The sequence below is a fragment of the Paenibacillus sp. PL2-23 genome (assembly GCF_040834005.1).
Classification (GTDB): domain Bacteria; phylum Bacillota; class Bacilli; order Paenibacillales; family Paenibacillaceae; genus Pristimantibacillus.
Window position 1 is genome coordinate 1,042,584 of sequence record NZ_CP162129.1, and the last position, 15,007, is coordinate 1,057,590.

Consider the following 15,007-nt stretch of genomic DNA (forward strand, 5'->3'; position numbering starts at 1 on the left):
CCTTAAGGGACAGCCTTTGTTCTCGGCAACAGCATTAGCTGACTTCCAGATACAGCTTCGTGCCGTCGTTATATTGAAAGATCGCGACATCGCGTACCATCTCAACCGATTTGATCCGTTTCCATTTCTTCCTGAAATCGAAATCCAATTCCATTTCGTACAATTTATGACCCAGCAGTTCTACAGATGCCGATTGTTCGTTAGGGTAATAGACAGGGACGGAACGATTTTTGAAGGTAATGATTCGCATCATAGCAGCATGCACCTCCGATTGCGTTTTTCCCATTATACCTAGAACATTTTAGCCTCGTATGAAGCTGTCGTCAGGATATTGTTACCTTTGCTAATACATTCCTAATAGTTAGCGGTACTATACGACTACGAGCTGCTGTATTTCCACTTCTTCTTGTAATAGCCGTGTCCGTAATGATGATTGTAGCGATGCGGCGGATGCGGCGGATAGTAGGGCTGTTGGCCTGTCGGCGGGTAAGGCGGCTGGCCATTCGGATAATGCGGCTGACCTGCATATTGATTCGGATAGTGCGGTTGGCCCCCATGCTGGTTCGGGTAAGGCGGTTGACCCTGTGGATACGGCGCCTGGCCCGGATAATGTCCGTGATGACCATGATGCTGGTTCGGATAATGCGGATGCGGCGGATAATGCGGCGGCGGGTAGTAGCCCTTCTTGTAATCACTGCTGCTCATCATATAATGAGAATATTTGGGTCCTGCAATAGAATGGAGTATACGCTTAAGCATAGGTGAAACCTCCTTTGGCATTAGGTGCAAAAAATCGTTGAATATTTAGTTATACGTATACATCGGCAAGAGGTTTCTGTGCGTTCACCTTTCCTTTAAGAGGTAGTAACTCGACAGCGCCATACAGCGGCTGTAAGCTTAAGAGAGAAGGAGCTGAGACGGATATGATGAACAGGATTATCACTAGGTGGCGCGGCATGATGGAAGCTTGGCGTGATTATCCGTTGCAGCAGGGCGCGGTCTGGAATGGCCGTTATCGAGTGGATCGCCTGCTCGGAATGGGGAGCTATGGCCAGGCTTATGTCTGTCGCGATTTGGAATCTGGTGCCGTCGTCCTGCTGAAGCGCAACAAACCAAGTAAAGGCCAGGTTGGGATCGAGCTGCTTCGCAGAGAGAACGCCATTATGGAGCAGCTGAGCCACCCACAAATTCCTGTGCGTATCGCCTACAGCAAGCGGCGCAGGGATGAAGCCATTATTATGGAATACGTCGAGGGCTTCAACCTGGAGCACGCGATTTATGAGCAAAAGATGACGTTTGACGCCCGCGAGGCGCTAAGCATGCTGCAGCAGCTCCTAGGTCCTCTGCGATACTTGCACGCGCAGGGTTTCGTGCATCGGGATGTTCGCATCCCGAATGTGCTGCTCCAGGACGGCGTGCTTCATCTGGTCGACTTCGGTCTGGCTTGCCGCGTTGGCGAAGAGCTTCCTCCGGCTCTGCGCGATGCGCTGGGCGAAGGTGAAGCTATGGCAGCCCAGAGCGCCGCAGCCGTCAAACACCGAATGAGAGGCCCCTATCCCTCCAGCGATTGGTTCGGGCTCGGGCATTTGTTCTTGTTCGTCATGTATTCGGGCTACGAGCATCCCGAGGGAGCAGAGGAGGGAACCTGGATGGAAGAGCTGAGGCTGGAGCCCGAGATTGAGCAATTTGTTGCAAAGCTGCTTCAGGACGAGCCAGCCTGGCAGTCGACGGAGCAGTGTGAGGAGGAGCTGATCTCGCTGCTCCACAAGCTCCGTCAAGCGCATTAAGGGCCGGCCGGCGGTATGAACGCATAGTGCACCAGTGCCAGAATCGCCAGATGAAGCGGATAGAAGCTTCTCCACAGACTACGGGGCACCCGGATGCGATCCACGCTCCTCATGAAGTCGGGCAAATAGACGATGCATACGGTCGCAAGCAGGCTGAAGAGCTGAAGAACCCAGCCCTTATAGAATACGCTGGCCACGTTCAGAGCCAGATGCATAATCACGAACAGCTGAGGCTGCGCGTAGCGATAGATCAGGGCCAGCAGAAGCGCGTAAGCTCCGTAATCGAACGGGAGCGCCTCCAACAGAACCAGATTGATTGCGGCGAGGGCGTAGCCCCATGCCGGCTTGTGCTTGTAACGATCCAGCACGATGAAGGTCAGCAGACAGACGAACAGTGTGGCGACCACATTAAGCTCTATGACGTGAAAGGCGAGCATATAGGGCGCTTGAGAGATAACGGCCAGCAGACCGAGCCTCGTTAAATATTTGGCGCTGTCGCGCGTTCGAAAGTACCCTATAACAATAGCATACACGTAAAAGGGCAATGCGAAACGTCCGATGATCCGCCAGACGGGATCCTCCGGGAACCATATGGCTCCGATGTGGTCGATGAGCATTGTAAGCATAGCAAGAAGCTGGATGGCAATCACCTGCGCTTTATCATAAGAGCTAGTTCATTGCCTTAAGTATATCACAAGCGCCGCCGCATCGGAGAGCCGCGGATAGGGGAGCCTCTACAGCCCGGCGTTTTTCTTCAGCCTCTCGGCGATCTCCATAAACTCCTCATGCGAGATGCCAGGAGCGAATTCCTCTGGCAGTTCACCCAAATCCGGCATGGGAGCCCCCTCCGGAGAGCCTTGAATGACCTCCAGCTTGGCGCCTGTCTGTGGATTCTGGCCGCTCCAGATCCATACAACATCCTTGAAATCATGGGGGCTGAACGTATACAGCTTGTTGCCTAGCCCCATAGCCTCATACTTGCGCGCAGCCTCGAACTGCTCATTGCTCAGGCTCGGGATCGGTATCAGCTTCTTGATGTCGACGCCCGTCGCCATCTCCAGCGCCTTGGCGTACGCGAGCACGTGAACGCCTCCCCGCACGAGCAGATAGCCGATCATGGCGCGAGCCGTAGGATGGTCGGTCATTTCGTACACGCGCATCTTGTGCGTGCGCGCTCCGCACTCCAGGAAAAAATTGTGAAGCAGGTCCAGCACCAGATTGCCGCTGTTGAACACATTGTCTCCCGCCCACGGCCTGCCCATGGAATCCCCGGCAAGGGCGGTCTGGGCGGTCTGGATGAAGAAATAGCTGTTGCGTTTGTTCAGCCCCTCCTGCAGCGGCGTTGAGTCTGGAGCGCCAGGCTTGGTTGTGCCGGTCAGCACCATGTTGATTGTAGCGGCGACCAGCTCCACATGTCCCATTTCCTCAGCCGTAATACTGGCCACAAGATCGTAGAAGGGCTTAAACTTCTTCTTGCCCCTGAAGTTGAAGGATTGATAGAGATAATTGTTGAGGGTGGACATTTCGCCGAATTTGCCGCCCATCAGCTCCTGCACCGCGGCAGCGGCGTTGGCATCGGCATAAGGAGAGTCGGGGAGCTCAATCAGAAGTCTGTTTTGCCTCTGGAACATAGATGGCTTCACCTCGTCTTTCGGGCCTGCACAGGCCTGTCATGGATAGTAATAATGGCGTGATTGTTACATAGATAGGTATGCGCGAGCTGGCATCCGCATACCGGATAGGCCTGCCGTCCGAAGCGGATGCGCCTGAATAGGGAAATGGGGTTTGCCTCATAATAATGCAGGCTTCAACAATTTAAAGGACCCCAGAGGAGGCAACACCATGAACTATTCCCAGTACGGCAACGCAAATGGACAGTTGAATCAAATCGAAGGCATCGTACAGCAATTGATCCAGCAAACTCAGCAAGCTTCCGCACAATACCAGCAGCTCCTTAAGCAAGAGCAGGAGAATGCGGCGCTGCTGCAGCAAATCGCTCAGCGCGAGCAGCAAGCGGCCCAAATCATTCAAACTGCGCTGCAAGGCCATCATACAGCCGTCCAGCAAATGCAGAATATTACCAGCCTCTGCAACCAAATTTCGCAGACGTCTCTGACGCAGTCTGCCGCTTATATGCATAATCAGAGCAATGACTATTCCAATAACGCCAGCTACAGCAGCTATCGTCAATAAGGCATAAAGAAACGAAACACCCCCTAATCTTCGAAGGAAGAGCAGGGGGTGTTTCGCTTGTACGGGTTTTCCGGTTCATCCGTTCATTGGTATCGTCTTCAGCGGCTTCTCCGCGGGCCCTTCGAGCACCTCGCCGGTGAATGAGAAGCGGGAGCCGTGGCAAGGACAGTCCCATGTCCGCTCGCCGTCGTTCCATTCGACCTCGCAGCCCATATGGGTGCAGGTCGTATCCACCACGAACAGCTTGCCCTCGGGATCCCTGTAAGCGCCGGCCCTCCGCCCATGCACAGACACTGCCGCTCCTTCATCCGGTCCCAAGTCCTTAGGCTTCTGCAGGACCATCTCCAGCTTGCCTCCGATGAGATGCTTGGCTACGTCGAAGTTGTCGACAACGAGATTTTTGAGCGTCTTGAGGGAGAGGGAGCGGGAAGGCGCGAACAGCTCGGCATAAGGAGACTGCTTCTCCTGAATCAAATCCCGGATGAGAAGCGCCGCCGCCGTGCCGGTTGTCATGCCCCACTTCTTGTAGCCGGTCGCGATATAAATATTCGGCGTGTTCTCCGTAATGCGGCCTATATAAGGCAGCTTGTCTCCAGTGACCAGGTCCTGGGCCGACCACCTATAAGCAATCTGCTGCGGGTCGAAGTGGTCCGCGGCAAATTGCTGCAGCGTCTCGTAATGATTGATCGTACAGATGCCCTGACCCGTCTTGTGGGATTGTCCGCCGATAAGCAGCAAGGAGGAGCCGTCCTCTGCAGCCGCGCTGCGAATGGAGCGCTTCGGATCCTCCGCGCTGAGGTACATGCCGCCGGGATACGGGATTGAGCTTTTGATGGCAAGCACATAAGAGCGTTCTGCATGCATGCGGGCGAAGAAGAAGCCGTGGCCATCGTAGAAGGGAAAGTGCGAGCAAATAACCACTTGGTTGCAGGCGACCTTGCGGCCATCGCTGGTGACGACCGTGGGGCATTCGGCCTGCTGAATATCCGTTGCCGTCGTATGCTCGTAGATTTGGCCGCCAGCCTCGACGAACTTGCCTATGAGGACCTTCAAGTATTGCAAGGGGTGGAACTGCGCCTGTTCCTTCATCAGCACCGCCGCTTTGGCGGGAAGCTGGACAAGAGGGAGGCGGTCGACATAGGAGCCCGGAATGCCGAGCTTCTCATAAGCGGCCATCTCGGCTTGCAGCTTCTGCATGTAAGCGTCCGAGTTCGTATAGACGTAAGCGTCCTCCGAGGAGAAGCCGCATTCAATTCCGTGCACCTGGATGGTATGCCGAATAAATTGCAAGGCGTCCCGGTTGGCGGTGTAATAGAGACCTGCCTTTTCATAGCCTTCCTGCTTGATAAGCTCGTCGTAGATGAGGTCGTGCTGCGCCGTAATTTTGGCCGTTGTATGGGAGGTGGTGCCGCTCAGCAGCTTTCCGGCCTCTAGCAGCGTTACCCGCATCCCGGCCATTGCTAACAGGTAGGCGGTCGTGATACCCGTTATGCCGCCGCCGACGACCGCGATCTCGGTGTCGATATCCTCCTCCAGCTTGGGGTAAGAGGGGAGACCTTCTTGGGATTGGGCCCAATAGGGCTCTGGATAGGTAGGCAGAGATGGATGAGTTGCCATTACATTGCTCCTTTGCGCAAAAAGTTCATCCCTTCATTTCTTCCCTTAATGAGGAAATTTATTCGGATGAACGACCCGTTCTCTTCATTCCAAGCGGCGACTCCAGGGATATCTAGCCCTCACCTCGTATTGAAGCGCCTCCTCTATATCCGAGAATCGCAGCAGAAGCTTCGACAGGCTCAGATGAGAGAAGGGCATGCCGGAGGTGGAAGCGATGCGGTCGACGTACTGGCGGAGACTCGGGAGATGAAGACCAAGCAAAGCAGGGTCAGCGAGGTGACGCAGGTAGACGAAATCCGGCACAGACAACGTCAGCTCGTGATCGTGCTGTTCATCGCTCTCATACGCTTCGAACGGGGCGTCCAGCCGAATGAAGAGGGGACGGGTCCAATCCGCGCCCTCCATCTCCGTCAGCAGAAGCCATTCGGGATATAGCGCTCCTGTATCGGCATCACGCGTGTAATAGACGGTTTGCTTCATGGGTTCATCTATCCTTTCGTCATCCCTGCACTGCGGGAGGCCTCTGTCTGCCTATAAAGCTGCCGGAGCAGCCGGTTCGTCATGTCCGAATAGGGCTCCCTCCGCGACTCGCTGCTGCCGGCTATCCTCTCGCGGAGCTGACGATCACTCCGTTGCTGTCGGATGCGCCCAGCAATGCGGTCCAGACGTTTCCGGACGAAGGACGGCGGAACATCGAACGCTTCAGCGAGCAGGCGAACATCCTGCGGATGGTAATGAAGCTGGACGAACGCCTGCAGCATATGGATAGGCATGGCGCTGTACAGCTGGAACAACCCGGCCTGCGTTTCCTGCAATGCGACGAACGATTGCGGCAGCTGCCTCTGGTTGCCCGTATGCAGGGCGGGATGGCTCAGCTCATGGAAAAACGCCAGCTTCTGCCGATGCTTGTCCATGTGAATATTTAAGAAGATTAAGCAATCGCCTTCCTCGTCGTACAGGACCTTCGTCTCGCCCTCCGTATACGCGATGTGGGCGCCGAACAGCGACGCGACCTTGTCCCAATCGTTCAGGTCAGCAGGCGCTCGCAAGCCGCTCCTATGAAACATCTCCCCAATCCAAAGCTCCATCTCCGCTGGCCGGTACAACTCAAAGTTCAAGGCCTCCATCTGTGACCCCCTGAAATAAGAATATATGTTCTGTTATATGGTGAAAAATAAAACCCTTCGCAGGGCTTTATCCTTATTCGTTGCCAGCTTCCCGCTCTTTGCGGCGCTTCTCCTTGAAGGCGCGGAACATCTCCAGCTCGCGCTTCAGATGCTCGGCTTCCTCCTCGTCCATCTCCTCTGGCGGACCGCCCAGATAAGCGATGTACACTCCGGCTTCGTGATCGCGGTGCTCCGCAGTGGAGCGCTTCCGATCCATGGCTCCCTTGGGATCGGGCTCGTCCGTCAGATCCAGCAAGTAGTCCGCGTTGGTATGGAGAGCATCGACAAGCGCTGCCAGCGTCTCATGCGGTGGGGCACTCCGTCCCTGCTCATAGTTGCTGATTGCGGCTTTCGTGAGGTTAACCTTCAGCGCAAGCTGCTCTTGCGTAAGCTGATGATGCTTTCGGCGTTCCGTTAACCGATCGGCTCTGAACACGGTAATCTCTCCTTACAGGCTTCCGCAGAACTTATACAAGAATATTGTACTTCAGCTCAAGAGACTTGCCAATAGCTTATTCGTTTTATATTTTAACGCTTGACATACAAGATTCTTGTACATAGAATGAGGGACAAGAGTACAAGTATCTTGTACTAGATAACAAAGGGAGCGTGATAGAAATGTCGGGACCCGCGTATTCGGAAATACGAGAGAGAGTGGTGCGCTTAGAGACCAAATGGGATGAAGCAGCCGAAACCAAAGAAACGGCGAAGCTCGCTGCGAAGGAAGCGGCAGAGGCGCTGCAAACCGTAAAGGCCCTTCAGCAGACGCTGATGGATGTGCAGGACAATCAGAAATGGCTATGGCGCATGGTTATCGGCGGGGTGGTTGCGGCGATTTTGTCGTTTGTTGTGAAAGGAGGCTAGCTAGAGAGGCGATCCTATCATTTTCAGCGGATGACGCTCTTCATCAACCCATACTACTCTCTTACGGATGCATAAAATAGAGTATGCATGATAGAGAGGAGGGATGACATGTCCGCCAATTTACAAGTCAGCGGCTTAGGCCGCAGGGGCAGCCGCTTCGCCGGCGTTATGGACGGCCGCCGCAAGCATCATCACCATCATCACCGCAGACATGAAGATTTCGCTGTAGAAGGGATTCAAGATGCTGGGCGCGTGCTGGGCGCCAAGTTCAACAATCTTCGGAAGCGCTGCAAGGCGCGCAGGCTCGTTGCTGCGATCCGCCATTGCGACGCCAGAACGATTCATGAGCTGTTCGGACGGCATTGCAGAGTCGTCTGCTTCTTCAAGAGACCTGGCTACGATTGTGTCAAGCTCAGCTGCAGCTTCGATGGAGGATCCGCCGTGGTCACATTCGATATTTGCGTTAGAAGCTTGAACACAGGCTGCGGTTGCGGCTGCGGCAACGGCTTCTACGGAGGTAACGGCTTCCTGTAAGCCTTAGACCCGTTAGACCTGCAACACACATGCAGCAGCCCGCGCTGTCACCGACAGCGCGGGCTGTTCCATCGTTAATAGGATAGAGCAAGGAGCTTGTTCATGACCTCTACATAATAGCGGTTGTCGCGAGGCACGAACTGATTGGCGCGAACGCTTCGGGTGCTCGGGCGAAGTCCGATGGGCTCGTTCGTTGCTTCTGCCTCGGCTCTCGTCGAGCCGGTCAGCTCAACCCCATGGGCGGCAAGCTCCCCGCGTCGCCCCTCGAACAAGGCGAGCAGCTCCTCTACCTCAACCTCGAAGACACCTGCGACCTCTTCAGGCTGCAGGCGCAGCGCTGTCAGCGGCACGTCGCTGATCAAGGCGAATACATCGCTGACCTCCCGATCGATGAAGGGGCGGCCGTTCACCATGCCTTCCTCTTCCTCCGTGATTTGTCCCAGCGGGATGAGCTCCTCGAAGCTCGCCGTCACGCCGATCTCCTCCTCCAGCTCGCGCACGGCGTCCCGGACCGTCTCGCCGGCGGTCAAATGTCCGGCCGCGGTAATGTCGAAGCAGCCGGGGTTCGTATCCTTGGTCAGCTGCCGCAGCTGGAATCGCACGTAGCGGCGGTCTCCGTCACGGCGGGCCAGCCAGCAATGGAACGAGCGGTGCCAGTAGCCTCTGGCATGCGTATCTGCGCGGGTTGCCGTGCCGATATGGCGCAGCTCCTTGTCGTAGATGTCGAACAGCTCGTCATCAGGCATTCGACGATGCCTCTAGCTGCGAGGTGCAATGCTTGCAGCGCGTCGCTTTGATTGGGATTTTGGACAGGCAGTATGGACAATCCTTCTCTGTCGGCGCGGCAGGAGCCTTCTCCTTCTCCTCGTTCTTGCGGCGCAGAGTGTTTATCCCCTTCACCATCAGGAAGATACAGAATGCGACGATGAGGAAGTCGAGAACGACGTTAATGAATTGCCCGTAGCGAATCGCGGCCGCCGTCTCTAACGCGGCTTCATCCATGTCGGTTACGTCCACGAGATAATATTTTAAATCCTTGAAGTTGACTTCGCCAAGCAGCGCGCCGATAGGAGGCATAATGACATCGTTGACGAGAGAGGTGACGATTTTGCCGAAGGCTCCTCCAATAATGACACCGACGGCTAGATCGATAACGTTTCCTTTCATAGCAAACTCTTTGAATTCTTGCATCATTTTCATCGAATAAGGCCCTCCGTTCCTTCCATATCTTTCACTCTTCCTTCTATTATGAACCCAATCTAGCACGGATAAACGAGATTCGCAAGTCTCAGGTGCTTTGGAACTACTTCATTTTTTTACAAAAAAAAGCAGGAATAACTCGAAATGAAAAGGATTTTTTGGTAATTTGTCGAAGTCACTATAACGTGCAGGCTATTTATGATGGGAGAGATAGAACGAAGATGGATCATATCGTACACGGAAACGTTTACTATCTGCTGCTATCTCTAGCAATTATGTGCTTTGCTTCCTATACAACGCTAAGTATGGTTGATTCCATAAGTGCGAAAGTACCACATCAAGCGAGATTGCATGTGCTGGGAGCCGCTTCTGTATTCAGTCTAGGACTTTGGGCGATGCATGTCGTATCGTTCCTTGCGTCTGATCACCTATTAATTTTGGATTGGAGCATCGTCGCTACGTTTGTCGTTTGCCTCATTCTGACCACAGGCGCGCTGGGCCTGCTTTATTTCGTGCCTCGGAGAACGGGATGGCATGAGTATGGGGCGGCGATTCTATTCGCACTTGCTCCTGCGGCGATTCAGCATTTATCCATTCTGTCCAGCAAGGTGCAGTCCTACCATATCCAGAAGGCGGATCTTGCATGCTCGCTGGCGGTAAGCTTGGCGGGAGCCTTGGCGGTCATTACGCTGAATCGCAAAGGAATAAACAAATGGATCCTCAGCTTCATATTGGGCATGTCCAACCTCATTATGCACCAGATCGGCATACACTCCGTAACGATTGAATACCGGGAGCTTATGACGACAGAGAAATTTAATGAATATTTGCTGATGTTTGCCTTCGTATTGGGTTTATCCACGTTGTTTATTATCAGCTTCAGTCTCGTGTCCTGGATCAGCGCCAAAAAACTAACCTTAATCAACAGCAGGTACAAGCTGCTGGTGGAGAACTCCATGGATATGATTGCCTTGATTAAGGATGGTAATTGGGAGTATGTGAACCCCTCGGGGCTTCGGCTGTTCGAGGCAAGCGGTGAAGGCGAAATGCTGGGGATGGCTGTGCTGAAGCAGCTGGAGAGGAAGCATCATGACAGATTCCTCCATTGGCTCGCGGACGAGGCGGTTCAAGATGAGCACGCCGTTCCGGTGGAGCTGGAGTGGACCACCCTGCGAGGCAAGCACATCTATACAGAGGCTGTCAGAACCCGCACCTCGTTGTATGGCTCCACGATCGAGCAGGTCATTATCCGGGATATTTCCGAACGCAAGCGCAACGAGGAGCTGATGATCAAGACGGAGAAGCTGTCCATTGCGGGACAGCTGGCGGCAGGCATCGCTCATGAAATCCGAAATCCGCTTACATCGCTTAAAGGCTTCATGCAGCTGATCTCCACAGGCCGTGTCCAGAACAATCGGTATTATGGCATCATGAACGCAGAGCTGATTCGTATTGAGACCATTATTAGCGAGCTTCTGATGCTGTCCAAGCCTCAGGCGTATGAATATGCATGTCTGGATATACGAAAGCTGATGAAGGAGACCGTGGCCGGCTTAAGCCTGCTTGCGAAGCAGAACGGTGTTCAGCTGGACTATGGACAAGCGCCTCCCGTGAAATCGCTATGGGTGCTGGGCGTCGATATTCAGCTGAGGCAGGTGCTCTTCAACATTATGAAGAACGCCATCGAATCCATGCTAAGCGGAGGCACGGTCAGGATCAGGCTAGCCCTTGAGAACGCAGAGATGGTGTCCATCCTAATCCAGGATGAAGGCATCGGCATACCGGAGGAACAGCTTGCCAACATCGGCCAGCCCTTCTATACGACCAAGGACAAGGGAACGGGACTTGGACTGATGGTCACCTACAAAATCATTGAAAACCACGAGGGGCAAATTACTGCGGAGAGTCAGCTTGGCATCGGCACGACGTTCAGCATCAAGCTGCCCTATCGCAAGCCTTGCGAGGAGCAGAACGCTGAGCTGGATCAGTCGCTGTTCATGTGAGCGCGGATTAATAGTTGCCAGAGAAGCGAGTAGTATGGTATACCTCTAGATAACGAACGTTTGTTCGAATTCGTGAGTGCGCGTTGGAGGAGTGAACATGGCAGAGCCGCTGAAGAACATGTATAACGGCAGTTTTCTGGAGCAGTTCGGCGAGCGGATGAGAGCCGCTTGGCCGCCATTCCAGACGGAACGGTTTGTAGAGCGGGCACGACAGGACGACTGGGAGCTTCTGGAGCTGAAGCCCCGCATCCGCAGAATTACGGAGGCGCTCGGCGCCTCGCTGCCGGGAGATTACAGGGAGGCGCTCGCCATCCTGTATCTCGTTGATGAAGCATGCACGGGCTTCCCGTATTTGTTTTTCCCGGATTTCGTGGAGGTGTTCGGGAGGGAGGAGGACGACTGGGCACATTCCATGGACGCGCTGGCTCGCTTCACGAGGCGTTCCTCTTCGGAATTTGCCGTCAGGCCGTTCATTATCGAGCATCCGGATCGTATGATTCCGCAGCTGCTGGAGTGGGCGAATCATTCCAACGAGCACGTGAGGCGCTTGGCGAGCGAAGGCTCCCGGCCTCGACTGCCCTGGGGACAGGCGCTTACGCGCTTCAAGCAGGATCCCTCTCCGATGCTCCCGCTGCTGGAGAAGCTGAAGGCCGATCCCTCCTTATACGTGCGCAAGAGCGTGGCTAATCATCTCAACGATATCGCCAAGGATCATCCGGATTTGGTTATGGAGCTGGCAGAGCGCTGGAAGGGACAGCATCCGCTGACAGACTGGATCGTCAGGCATGCGTGCCGGACGCTGATCAAGCGGGCGCACCCGCGTGTAATGACATTATTCGGCTATTCGGCCGGCGGCAAGGAAGCAGAGCGGGGAGAGGCGCTGGTACAGGCCGCTGAGCTTACGCTGTCTGCCGCAGAGGTGCCTATTGGCGGCGAGACGGAGCTTCAATACGGGATTCAGCTGGCGGGCGAACCGGGCCAGTCCGGCGGCACCAGGCTGAAGCTGCGGATTGAATATGGCATTGACTTCGTGAAGGCGGGAGGCAAAACCTCCTTGAAGCGCTTCCTGCTATCGGATCGCGAATTCAGCCAGGGTGAGCTTGTGAAGGGAAGCAGAAGGCACCGGTTTGCGGATTTGACGACTCGGAAGCATTATGAGGGCGTTCATGGCATCTCGCTGTGGGTGAATGGGGTGGAAGTGGCCAGAACCGAGCTGACGGTATCGGGCAGCCGCAACAAAGAAGGGAGAGGCTCGACGCATTAGCGTCGCGCTTCTCCCTTCTTCGGTTGCTGCTACTCCTTGTTGCTGCCTTGATGACGCCGAGGATGCTGCATATGCGCTTCCGGATCGTCATCGTCATCATGAGGCGTAAGCCGAGGGTCGGTGCGCCCTTCGTGATGATTGTCGAATTCAAGCTCGACCTGCTTCCACTCTGTGCTGCCAAGGATGGGATCGGCCGGGAAGGTGTCCCCGCGTTCCAGACGCTCGTCCCGTCCCCATTCGTTACGGTAGATACCATCCGCCTCGACGAATTCCCCGGTTATCGGTTTCATACGTTTATCTTCGTTCATGATGCCTTATTCCTCCTCACACTGACTTCGAAAGCGCGGCTCCGGTTACAAACCGTGCTTAGGCACCGCTGCGCGGTCGGCCTCCGATTGAAGCTCGCTGGCTTGCGCCTTGCTCGCGAGATGCTGGTCAGCCATGGACTGAGCCTTGCTGGCCGCCTTCTGGCGATCGGATGGTTGTTTGCCGGACATGGGCTATCGCTCCTTCTGCAGGAAGTGTCTTGATCTTGCGCCTTGGAAGATCGGCATTAGTGTGCCACGCGAGGAAGGAACTTATGAGTGCCGAGCAGCTAACCCTTGATCTGATACCTGTTCTCCAGCATTCTCCCGCCGAAATACATCACGAGCACGGCTGTAATGGAGACGAAGATTCGCCAGGGCTCATCCACCAGATTGCCGATATCGAAGCTAATCAGAGAAATAACGAAGATCATAACCGCCTTCCCCATTACCGTTGCGACCAAAAAAGTATGGAACGGTATCTTGCTGAGACCCGCAATTACCGTGATGATGATCGAGGGCGTGAAGGGGAAGCAGGCCAGCAGGAACAACGGCGTAAAGCCTTTGCGTTCGATCCAGTTGAAGAATCTGACCGACCTCGGGAACCGCCTCATTAATTTCGCTTGAACGTTCCGCCCTAATGAGCGGCAGATCAGAAATACGCAGATGCCCCCCGCTGTCACGCCGATCCAGGAGAACAGGAAGCCGAAGCCAAGTCCGTAGATATTGGCGTTGGCCGCAATGATCAGGATTAGCGGAAGAAACGGCAGGAATGATTCCACAAAGGGAAGGAGGATGCCGGGCAGCGGCCCGAATTGCGAATAGCTCTCCAGTGTCCGCTGGATGCTGTCGACATCCATTTCTTTCAGGTTGGTGATCCAGTCTTGCAGATGCTTCATGAATTATTGTACCCCGCTCTGCTTCAGTGTTGAATAATATAAGCCAATTAGCCCGAATAAGGCAGCGCTTGTCCAGAACACAAGCGTCTCGCCTCCCCATAGCGCGATAACCCCGCCGATGACAGGCCCGATCATGACGCCGATGCCTTCGATGGTGGAGAGGATCCCCCAGCCGATGCCTTCTTGCTTCGGCGGCACGTACTGCGCCAGCATGGCGTTCCAGGTTGGCAGGATTGCGGCATAAGACAATCCAAGCGCTACCGCAATAACTAAACAATACCAAAACGACAGCCCCCACGCCAGCATATAGAGGCCAGCGGCGAAGCAGCCGAACCCGACGACAAGAAACCACCGGCTTCCGCCCAGCAGATCCGACAGCTTGCCCATCGGTATCATGCCTCCGACAGCGAATAAGCCGCCTGCAGTCAGGAGGATGGAATATTGGATGCCGCTCATGCCAAGCTCCTCGCTGGCGAAGGTGGGCAGGATGGGAACCAGCATGCTGGCTCCCGTTGTCTGCAGAATCATGCCTGGCAGAAGCATCTTCATAGCGCTGATCCTTTCCTTGAGGGCAGCCATCTGCTCCTTGAGAGGAATACGCTGGATGGCTGCCAGCTCTCCCTTGCGCATACCGAAGGACAATGCCACAGCCAGAATAGACAGCACGATAAGCAGAAGATAGGTGAAGGAGGTGCTGTAATCCAGCAGTACATTGCACACGATGGGTCCGCTGCCAAGCCCGAAGAGCCATACCGTATACAGGTAGCCCATCTGAGTCGCGCGATGCTCCTCCTTCACCTTGGTCAGACAGACAATCCAGATCGGCGACATGCCGATCCCGTATATGGCGGCCGCGCCGATGAACATCCAGGGCAGCTCGGCGAACTGAAGGGCATAGACGCCCGCAAGCGCAATCACTAAGCTGATTTGCACGATCAAGCGGGGAGAGAAGCGGTCCAGCAAATACCCAATCACAATCTTAAGCAGGGTATCGGTCAAATAATGCGCGGAAATCGCAACGCCGATGACATCCGGAGACAGTCCCAGCGTCTTGGCGCCATAGATGGGAAGCAGGCTGACCAGCACGGCGCCGCGCACGAATTCGACGATGAACAGAACGACGGACAGAAGCCTCATATCGGCTCCCATCCAATGGTTTTGGCGTATACTCACTT

At 54.8% G+C, this 15,007-nt stretch carries 20 protein-coding genes; 6 read left to right on the forward strand and 14 right to left on the reverse strand.

The genetic code is table 11. The annotated features are described in order from the left end of the window. Positions 1-34: 34 nt before the first annotated feature. Together AB1S56_RS04470 and AB1S56_RS04475 are read right to left on the reverse strand one after the other, a co-directional pair. Positions 35-253, reverse strand: coding sequence for a hypothetical protein (locus tag AB1S56_RS04470; RefSeq protein ID WP_340870562.1), 219 nt, complete (start codon positions 251-253; stop codon positions 35-37). Positions 254-378: 125 nt separating this feature from the next. Next, entirely contained in the window at positions 379-759 is a 381-nt protein-coding gene (locus tag AB1S56_RS04475) for a hypothetical protein (RefSeq protein ID WP_340870561.1), read from the reverse strand. Positions 760-923: 164 nt separating this feature from the next. Here AB1S56_RS04475 and AB1S56_RS04480 point away from each other — a divergent pair, with 164 nt between their 5' ends. Continuing rightward, positions 924-1,787, forward strand: a complete 864-nt coding sequence (locus AB1S56_RS04480; RefSeq protein ID WP_340870560.1) for a protein kinase — start codon at positions 924-926, stop codon at positions 1,785-1,787. Here the strand turns inward: AB1S56_RS04480 and AB1S56_RS04485 are convergent. Together AB1S56_RS04485 and AB1S56_RS04490 are read right to left on the reverse strand one after the other, a co-directional pair. Beyond that, the gene (locus AB1S56_RS04485; protein ID WP_340870559.1) at positions 1,784-2,437 is read right to left on the reverse strand and encodes a TraX family protein; all 654 of its coding nucleotides are present in this window, start codon (positions 2,435-2,437) and stop codon (positions 1,784-1,786) included. The two genes, AB1S56_RS04480 and AB1S56_RS04485, sit on opposite strands and share 4 nt — an antisense overlap. Before the next feature lie 84 nt (positions 2,438-2,521). Beyond that, on the reverse strand, positions 2,522-3,418 hold the full coding sequence (locus tag AB1S56_RS04490; protein ID WP_340870558.1) for a manganese catalase family protein: 897 nt from the start codon (positions 3,416-3,418) through the stop codon (positions 2,522-2,524). A gap of 211 nt (positions 3,419-3,629) precedes the next feature. On the opposite strand from AB1S56_RS04490, the gene AB1S56_RS04495 reads away from it, so the two are divergent. Next, positions 3,630-3,980, forward strand: a complete 351-nt coding sequence (locus AB1S56_RS04495; RefSeq protein ID WP_340870557.1) for a hypothetical protein — start codon at positions 3,630-3,632, stop codon at positions 3,978-3,980. A 75-nt stretch (positions 3,981-4,055) separates the two neighbouring features. On the opposite strand, the gene AB1S56_RS04500 is transcribed toward AB1S56_RS04495, so the two are convergent. The 4 genes from AB1S56_RS04500 to AB1S56_RS04515 all read right to left on the reverse strand — a co-directional run bounded on the left by AB1S56_RS04500 (position 4,056) and on the right by AB1S56_RS04515 (position 7,199). Then, the gene (locus tag AB1S56_RS04500) at positions 4,056-5,597 is read right to left on the reverse strand and encodes an FAD-dependent oxidoreductase (protein ID WP_340870556.1); all 1,542 of its coding nucleotides are present in this window, start codon (positions 5,595-5,597) and stop codon (positions 4,056-4,058) included. Between the two features lie 84 nt (positions 5,598-5,681). Further along, positions 5,682-6,077, reverse strand: coding sequence for a hypothetical protein (locus AB1S56_RS04505; RefSeq protein WP_340870555.1), 396 nt, complete (start codon positions 6,075-6,077; stop codon positions 5,682-5,684). An 8-nt stretch (positions 6,078-6,085) separates the two neighbouring features. Beyond that, positions 6,086-6,724, reverse strand: a complete 639-nt coding sequence (locus AB1S56_RS04510; RefSeq protein WP_340870554.1) for an ImmA/IrrE family metallo-endopeptidase — start codon at positions 6,722-6,724, stop codon at positions 6,086-6,088. A 73-nt stretch (positions 6,725-6,797) separates the two neighbouring features. Then, positions 6,798-7,199: a helix-turn-helix transcriptional regulator gene (locus AB1S56_RS04515; protein WP_340870552.1), complete on the reverse strand. Its 402-nt coding sequence runs from the start codon at positions 7,197-7,199 to the stop codon at positions 6,798-6,800. Positions 7,200-7,381: 182 nt separating this feature from the next. Here AB1S56_RS04515 and AB1S56_RS04520 point away from each other — a divergent pair, with 182 nt between their 5' ends. Together AB1S56_RS04520 and AB1S56_RS04525 are read left to right on the forward strand one after the other, a co-directional pair. Beyond that, positions 7,382-7,627 (forward strand): hemolysin XhlA family protein, encoded by a 246-nt coding sequence (locus AB1S56_RS04520; RefSeq protein WP_340870551.1) that lies wholly within the window; start codon positions 7,382-7,384, stop codon positions 7,625-7,627. Positions 7,628-7,735: 108 nt separating this feature from the next. Then, entirely contained in the window at positions 7,736-8,161 is a 426-nt protein-coding gene (locus AB1S56_RS04525; RefSeq protein WP_340870550.1) for a hypothetical protein, read from the forward strand. A gap of 74 nt (positions 8,162-8,235) precedes the next feature. Here the strand turns inward: AB1S56_RS04525 and AB1S56_RS04530 are convergent, their stop codons facing one another. Together AB1S56_RS04530 and mscL are read right to left on the reverse strand one after the other, a co-directional pair. Continuing rightward, positions 8,236-8,907 (reverse strand): NUDIX domain-containing protein, encoded by a 672-nt coding sequence (locus tag AB1S56_RS04530; RefSeq protein WP_340870549.1) that lies wholly within the window; start codon positions 8,905-8,907, stop codon positions 8,236-8,238. Beyond that, positions 8,900-9,361: a large-conductance mechanosensitive channel protein MscL gene (gene mscL, locus AB1S56_RS04535; protein WP_340870548.1), complete on the reverse strand. Its 462-nt coding sequence runs from the start codon at positions 9,359-9,361 to the stop codon at positions 8,900-8,902. Before mscL ends, AB1S56_RS04530 begins: the two co-directional genes overlap by 8 nt. 395 nt (positions 9,362-9,756) lie before the next feature. On the opposite strand from mscL, the gene AB1S56_RS04540 reads away from it, so the two are divergent. Together AB1S56_RS04540 and AB1S56_RS04545 are read left to right on the forward strand one after the other, a co-directional pair. Then, entirely contained in the window at positions 9,757-11,364 is a 1,608-nt protein-coding gene (locus tag AB1S56_RS04540; RefSeq protein WP_340870547.1) for an ATP-binding protein, read from the forward strand. Between the two features lie 97 nt (positions 11,365-11,461). Further along, the gene (locus tag AB1S56_RS04545; protein WP_340870546.1) at positions 11,462-12,628 is read left to right on the forward strand and encodes a DNA alkylation repair protein; all 1,167 of its coding nucleotides are present in this window, start codon (positions 11,462-11,464) and stop codon (positions 12,626-12,628) included. Positions 12,629-12,657: 29 nt separating this feature from the next. On the opposite strand, the gene AB1S56_RS04550 is transcribed toward AB1S56_RS04545, so the two are convergent. From AB1S56_RS04550 to AB1S56_RS04565, 4 genes are all read right to left on the reverse strand, one after another. After that, the gene (locus AB1S56_RS04550; protein ID WP_340870545.1) at positions 12,658-12,936 is read right to left on the reverse strand and encodes a transposase; all 279 of its coding nucleotides are present in this window, start codon (positions 12,934-12,936) and stop codon (positions 12,658-12,660) included. A 45-nt stretch (positions 12,937-12,981) separates the two neighbouring features. Continuing rightward, positions 12,982-13,125 carry a hypothetical protein gene (locus AB1S56_RS04555; RefSeq protein ID WP_340870544.1) on the reverse strand — a complete coding sequence of 48 codons (144 nt, stop codon included), beginning with the start codon at positions 13,123-13,125 and terminating at the stop codon, positions 12,982-12,984. A 98-nt stretch (positions 13,126-13,223) separates the two neighbouring features. Continuing rightward, positions 13,224-13,832 carry a TVP38/TMEM64 family protein gene (locus AB1S56_RS04560; RefSeq protein WP_340870543.1) on the reverse strand — a complete coding sequence of 203 codons (609 nt, stop codon included), beginning with the start codon at positions 13,830-13,832 and terminating at the stop codon, positions 13,224-13,226. Positions 13,833-13,835: 3 nt separating this feature from the next. Beyond that, positions 13,836-15,005: an MFS transporter gene (locus AB1S56_RS04565; protein ID WP_340870542.1), complete on the reverse strand. Its 1,170-nt coding sequence runs from the start codon at positions 15,003-15,005 to the stop codon at positions 13,836-13,838. Positions 15,006-15,007 lie beyond the last annotated feature (2 nt).